This is a genomic window from Rhizomicrobium sp. (assembly GCF_056722145.1).
Genome location: NZ_JBWZET010000248.1, coordinates 1 through 6660, shown reverse-complemented (window position 1 = coordinate 6660; position 6660 = coordinate 1). Strand labels below are relative to the sequence as shown.

6 protein-coding genes are annotated in these 6660 nt (G+C 63.0%); 1 reads left to right on the top strand and 5 read right to left on the bottom strand.

Annotation, left to right across the window (positions count from 1 at the left end; translation table 11 throughout):
- Nucleotides 1-458: 458 nt before the first annotated feature.
- Nucleotides 459-3116 carry a bifunctional acetaldehyde-CoA/alcohol dehydrogenase gene (gene adhE, locus AC1P6P_RS13395; RefSeq protein WP_481402947.1) on the top strand — a complete coding sequence of 886 codons (2658 nt, stop codon included), beginning with the start codon at nucleotides 459-461 and terminating at the stop codon, nucleotides 3114-3116.
- 163 nt (nucleotides 3117-3279) lie between these two features.
- Here adhE and AC1P6P_RS13390 read toward each other — a convergent pair whose 3' ends face one another.
- The 5 genes from AC1P6P_RS13390 to AC1P6P_RS13370 form a co-directional block, all read right to left on the bottom strand.
- Nucleotides 3280-3510, bottom strand: a complete 231-nt coding sequence (locus AC1P6P_RS13390; RefSeq protein WP_481402946.1) for a hypothetical protein — start codon at nucleotides 3508-3510, stop codon at nucleotides 3280-3282.
- Nucleotides 3511-3632: 122 nt separating this feature from the next.
- Nucleotides 3633-4403: a M15 family metallopeptidase gene (locus tag AC1P6P_RS13385; RefSeq protein WP_481402945.1), complete on the bottom strand. Its 771-nt coding sequence runs from the start codon at nucleotides 4401-4403 to the stop codon at nucleotides 3633-3635.
- Nucleotides 4403-5017 (bottom strand): glycoside hydrolase family 19 protein, encoded by a 615-nt coding sequence (locus AC1P6P_RS13380; RefSeq protein WP_481402944.1) that lies wholly within the window; start codon nucleotides 5015-5017, stop codon nucleotides 4403-4405. Before AC1P6P_RS13380 ends, AC1P6P_RS13385 begins: the two co-directional genes overlap by 1 nt.
- An 84-nt stretch (nucleotides 5018-5101) precedes the next feature.
- Nucleotides 5102-6124: a UDP-3-O-(3-hydroxymyristoyl)glucosamine N-acyltransferase gene (gene lpxD / locus AC1P6P_RS13375; RefSeq protein ID WP_481402943.1), complete on the bottom strand. Its 1023-nt coding sequence runs from the start codon at nucleotides 6122-6124 to the stop codon at nucleotides 5102-5104.
- Between the two features lie 120 nt (nucleotides 6125-6244).
- Nucleotides 6245-6660, bottom strand: a 416-nt coding sequence (locus tag AC1P6P_RS13370) for a bifunctional ornithine acetyltransferase/N-acetylglutamate synthase (protein ID WP_481402942.1), incomplete at its 5' end; no start/stop codon positions are given.

Genomic DNA, 6660 nt, shown 5'->3' with positions numbered 1-6660 from the left:
CGTCGCTGAAGCCCCACGCATTTTAGATCTTCAAGAGCGAAGGATTGTCGCTCATCACGACGGTGGAATCATCACGCGCACCAGCGAACGAAACGCTCGGAATCATGACGCTTGCGCTCAACATCGCCATCACAATTGCTCGCAACATAGCCTCCCCATCTATTGCGAAATGTTTCGCAAATAGGGTTATCCCGCGGCCGTTCTGCGTCAATTGAGGACGCGCCGACGTGAGACCGGTATCTTTGCAGCAATGTTACGCAGATGCGCATTTCGCGCGCATATTTTGCCCTTACGGAGAGCAGGAATAATGCGGCATCTCAGTGGCATTACGGATTGATGTTACTGACTATGACAGCCAGTTTGCCGCATGTGCGTATAAGACATACCTCTTTGCCTAATTAGATGCACAGCAACGGCTCATATCAGCGCCATCAAGAATGAAGAGAAGAGGAAGAACAATGTCCGTAGCTAGCCTCCCTGAATTGGATGCTTTGGTTGCGCGCGTGAACGCGGCGCAAGCGGAGTTTGCCAGTTATTCGCAGGAGAAGGTCGATCGCATCTTCCGAGCCGCTGCTTTTGCCGCCACCGAGGCGCGCATCTCGTTGGCCATGATGGCTGCCGAGGAAACCGGCATGGGCGTCGTTGAAGACAAGGTCATCAAGAACCATTTCGCGTCGGAATACATCTACAACAAGTACAAGGACGAACCGACCTGCGGCGTGCTCGAGAACGACGACGTCGGCGGCACGATCACGATCGCCGAACCGATCGGCACGATCTGCGGTATCGTCCCCACCACCAATCCGACCTCGACCACGATCTTCAAGGCGCTGATCTCGCTGAAGACGCGCAACGGCATCGTGTTCAGCCCCCATCCGCGCGCTAAGAAGGCGACGGTCGCGGCGGCGAAGCTGGTGCTCGACGCGGCGGTCGCGGCCGGCGCGCCGGAAAGCATCGTCGGCTGGATCGATGAGCCCTCGATCGAGCTCTCGAACGCCCTGATGCGCCACCCCGGCATCAACCTGATCCTGGCCACTGGCGGCCCCGGCATGGTCAAGGCCGCGTATTCGTCGGGCAAGCCGGCGATCGGCGTCGGCGCCGGTAACGCGCCGGTGGTGATCGACGAATTTGCCGACATCAAGCGCGCCGTCGCCTCGATCCTGATGTCGAAGACCTTCGACAACGGCATGATCTGCGCCTCCGAGCAGGCCGTGGTCGTGGTCGACAGCGTCTATGATGCGGTGCGCGAGCGCTTCTCCAGCCATGGCGGCTACATCCTGTCGGGCAACGAACTCGGCATGGTGCGCGAAGTCGTGTTCCCCAAGGGCCATCTGTGCCCGAACGTGGTCGGCCAGTCGGCGGTGAAGATCGCCGCGATGGCGGGCATCACGGTTCCGCCCAACACCAAGGTGCTGATCGGCGAAGTGGAACTCACCGACGAGACCGAGGCCTTCGCGCAGGAAAAGCTGTCGCCCACCCTCGCGCTCTACCGGCGCAAGGATTTCGCCGCGGCGCTCGAAGCGGCGGCGGATCTGGTGGCGCTCGGCGGCATCGGCCACACATCCGTTCTGTACACGGATCAAGACCGCCGCCCCGACCGGGTCAATGCCTTCGGCGCCAAGATGAAGACGGCGCGCATCCTGGTCAACATGCCCTCGTCGCACGGCGGCATCGGCGACCTCTACAACTTCACCATGGCGCCGTCGCTGACGCTGGGCTGCGGTTCGTGGGGCGGCAACTCGATCTCCGAGAACGTCGGTCCCAAGCACTTGATCAACAAAAAAGTCGTCGCAAAACGCGAAGAAAACATGCTCTGGCACAAGGTTCCGAAGTCCGTTTATTTCCGCCGCGGCGCCCTCAACGAGGCGTTCAAGGAATTCGCCGGCAAGAAGAAGGCGCTCGTCGTCACCGACCATTTCCTGTTCGCCAACGGTTACACCGACGAACCGATCAAGCTGCTCAAGCAGCATGGGCTCGACGTTGACGTGTTCTATGAAGTCGAAGCCGATCCGACGCTGTCGATCGTCAAGAAGGGCGTCGAGAAGGCCAACGCGTTCCTGCCCGACGTCATTATCGCGATCGGCGGCGGTTCGCCGATGGATGCGGCCAAGATCATCTGGGTGATGTACGAGCACCCCGAAGTCCACTTCGAGGACCTGGCGCTGCGCTTCATGGACATCCGCAAGCGCATCTACAAGTTCCCCAAGATGGGCCTCAAGGCCGATTTCGTCGCCATCCCGACCACCTCCGGCACCGGCTCGGAAGTCACTCCGTTCGCGGTGGTGACCGATGACGCCACCGGAATGAAGTATCCGCTCGCCGATTACGAACTGATGCCGAGCATGGCGATCGTCGATGCCAACCTCGTCATGAACCTGCCGAAGTCGCTGACCGCGTTCGGCGGCATCGATGCGGTGACGCATGCGACCGAAGCCTATGTCTCGGTGCTGGCCAACGAGTATTCGGATGCCCAGGCGCTGCAGGCGCTCAAGCTGCTGAAGAACTTCCTGCCGGCGTCCTACAAGGAAGGCGCCAAGAACCCGGTGGCACGCGAAAAAGTGCACAATGGCGCCACCATTGCCGGCATCGCCTTCGCCAATGCCTTCCTCGGCGTCTGCCACTCGATGGCGCACAAGCTGGGTGCGGCATTCCACGTCCCGCACGGCCTGGCGAACGCGCTCTTGATCTGCAACGTCATCCGCTACAACGCCAACGACAATCCGACCAAGCAGACTGCGTTCAGCCAGTACGACCGGCCGAAAGCCCGTGCCCGTTATGCCGAAATCGCCGATCACCTCGGCCTCGGCGGCGCCCGCACCGGCGACAAGGTCAACAATTTGATCGCCTGGCTGGAAGGCCTCAAGAAGGACCTCGACATCCCCGCCTCGATCCAGGCGGCGGGCGTGGCGGAAGCCGACTTCCTGGCCAAGCTCGACGAGATCGCGGTTGCCGCGTTCGACGATCAGTGCACCGGCGCCAATCCGCGCTTCCCGCTGATGGGCGAACTGAAGCAGATCCTGCTCGACAGCTACTATGGCCGTGCTTATGTCGACACGTACGACAAAGAAACGACCGAGGATATCGACACGACGGTCGTAAACTTGGTACGGGCCTAATCAGACGTTTGTTCGCGTCCAGGCCCCCCCGCATACGGACGCGGACCCGGCCCCCGGAGAGCAATCTCCGGGGGCTACTTTTTTGCGGACTCCGTAAGGGCCACAAACGAAACGGGCGGCCCCGCCGGACCGCCCGTTCCTGAATTCGCCCTGGAGAAGTGGCCTACTCCGCCTTCGACGGCTCCACCGGCGGTGGCAGCTCGCGCTGTCCCGCATTGTCGGGGGTGGTGCGGATTTCGTTGGAAGCGGCGTGGGAGGCCGCCGGTTTCGGCTGGTCTCCGGTCGCAAAGCCGTAGGCACTGAAAGCAATGACGCCGAACGCGACCAGGGCTGCGGCCAGCAGTTTGCCTGGAGCGCCGGTCAGATCGGGCTCACGTTTGGTCTTCGCACGCATGTCCGTGTCTCGTCCTTTCGTCAGGAGCAAGAGATAGGCGCGGCATTTGGCGGGCGCATATCAAAAGATGGGTCATATCGGGGCAAGACCCGCCCCGATTGTGGCAAACCAGCGTCAAACCCTTAATTCAGGGCGGCTTTAGCGCATATTTGCCGGCGCAATTGCGGCGAGCCGTCTGACGCCTCGGCGACGCAGTGCAGGTATGCAGCTACGACGGAATCGAATGCGGCGCGTGCCTCCCGCCGCGGAAGGCGAGCAAGTTTTTCCGCCAGCGGGCGGCCGATGTCGAAATGCTGGTAATCGACTGGATCGTGCCAGGCCCCGCCCCACTCCAGAAATCCGTTGTCGGCGAAGATGTCGATTGCTGCCTCGGCAAATCCCGGCGCTGCGCGAGGGCGAGCGAGAAAGGCCTCCCCTGCGGAAGGTGCGACCGCGGTGCCGTTGTCGGTGACAAACGGGTTCTGGACCGGATTGAGATCGATCGCGACGCCATAGGCATGCAGCGACAGGCGCGCCGATCCGGGTACCGCGCGATGATTGAAGCCAGAGGTATTGTTGTCGGCCATCGCGGCATTGTCGTCGCCGTCATAGGCCTCCATCGGCTGCGCCTTGGCGATCGGAAAGCGGCGACGGTGGAGCTCGGCGAATATGCGCTCCACACGCGCCGCCACCGCGTCGAGCACGATTACGCGACCATCGTCATGGCTGCGGCCGGCGAAATCCACGTAGGCGAACCGCACCACCGCCAGCCGCTCGCACCCGACCGGTGCGCCGGCATTGAGGACGTGATGCGCCTTCATCACGGTGCATTGTGCGTCGGACACCGGCATCACTTCGGCGTTCGCGGCAACGAGACACAAGACCAGCCCGATCGACGCAGAACGGAATCCCATCAGTGCCAGATCGCTTTGCACTGGGCGAGCCACGCCTTGCGGGCGTCGAGGCCGATGGTGCCGCCGTTGATAATCTTGGTCACGCCGACGACGTCATCGACATCGGCCTTGGCATTGCAATTGCCCGCCTTCCATTCCTCGGCCGCCACCTTCAGCGCCCAGTCGCCACTGACGACGAGGTCGGGCGTGTTGGCAAAATCGGCGCCCAGTAAATGGCCGTATTTCTCATAGGATGAACGGCCGGTGAGCTGGATCAGGCCGCGGCCGATGAACGCCCAGCCGTCCCCCGGATTCACGTTGCCCATCCGCCCGCCATAGACGAAGTTGGCGAGCTTTTCGGGATTGTGCTCGTAGGGCTGGGCTGTCTCCAGAGTGGGAAAACGGCTGGGCCACACCTGCATCAGGCGATCGGCACGGTAGTTCAGGTTTTCGCTGCGAATGGTCAGCGCGCCGCTCTCGTGCAGCACCTGCGCCATGAAATGGCTGAGGCGCAGTGCCGAATCGTTGATGCCATACGGCACCAGCACCGTGTCGGCGGATGCAAAGGCCGTGCGATAGGCATCGATGGCATTGGGCGCGAGTTGCGCGAGCTGCGCAGACGTGACGGCGATCATGGCGGGGCCCTCTCGTGTTTGCAACCATCGGTTGGTACACGCCGCGGCCGCGCCGATCAAGCGGCAATTCCAGACCGCGAACCGCTACGCTTCGGACTTGTGATGAAGGCGCGCCAGGAAGGTGGTCTGGCGGTGCCACTGGCGGACCGGCACGGCCGGATAGCCGCCGACCGTTTCGCCGTCGGCAACGTCGCGCGCGACACCGCTTTTGCCGGCGATGCGCGCGTTCGAACCGATCACAAGGTGGTCGCTGATCGATACGGCGCCCCCGACCATCACGTTATCGCCGATGGTGACCGAACCGGCGACACCGGATTGACCGGCGAATATGCAGTTGCGGCCGATGTGGACGTTGTGGGCAACCTGAACCAAATTGTCGAACATCGTGCCCGCGCCGATGACCGTATCGCCGACGGCGCCGCGATCGATGGTGCAATTGCCCCCGACCCGCACGTTGTCTCCGATAAGCACGCGCCCGATCTGTGCCGAGCACATCAGGCCGGTCGGCCCCAGAACGACGCCAAACCCTTCACCGCCGATCACCGCGCCGGCGCCGATGGAAACGTTGGCGCCGATCAGGGCATGGGAAATCGATGCATTGGGGGCGACGCGACTGTTCGCGCCGATTTCCACACCAGTGCCCAGCACCGCGTGAGAGGCGATGTGACAACCCGCGCCCAGGCGAACGCCCGGGCCAATCACTGCTCCGGCATCGATGCGGCATCCCTCGCCGATGATGGCACTCGGATCGACATGGGCGGCTGCGTGGATTCCGGGTTCGCCCAAGCTGCGCGGATAGAACATCAGCCCCGCGACGGCAAAAACGTAGCGCGGGTCGCGCGCCACCAGCAGAGCCGCCCCGTTGTGCGGCCGCTCGGCCAGCTTGACACTGGTGATGACCGCTCCGGCGTTTGTCGCTGCGAAAGCGTCGGCATGATGGACGTCGCAGAAGACGCTGAGTTCGTCGGGCTCGGCCCGGTCCAGCGGCGCGATTCCACGGATCATCCGGTCGCGCGGCGCATCGGCAGCCAATTCGACGTTGGCCCGGGCGGCAATTTCAGCCAGCGAATACGGGCCGGATCGCGGGAAAAAACGGTCGTCGGTCATGGGGCGAGCCTCGCCGGACGCCGATGCCCAATCGCCTCGGCGCCCCATGCTGCCCGAATTACGAAATCCTTGCGCCAAATTAATTGACGCGGCCGCTCGTTCGCAGCTGCAGCAATCCGATCAGCTGCGATAGCTGCCGTTGATGTCGATGTAGCCATGCGTCAGGTCGCAGGTCCAGACCCGGGCCTTGCCCTTGCCGAGGCGCAGATCGACGACGATTTCGGTTTCCCGCTTGGACACTTCCTTGGTCGCCTTGTTCTCGTTGTATTTCGGCGCGCGTTCGCCCTTGTCGGCGACGAGCTGCTTGCCGAACCAGATCCGCAAGCGGTCGCGATCGGCCATCTCGCCGGACTTGCCGACGGCGGCGACCACGCGGCCCCAGTTGGCGTCGTTGCCGGCCATCGCGGTCTTCACCAGCGGCGAATTGGCGATCGACATCGCGATCTTGCGCGCCGAGGCCTTCGAGGTCGCGCCCTCGACGATGATCTCGACGAGCTTGCGCGCGCCCTCGCCGTCGCGGGCGACCTGTTCGGAGA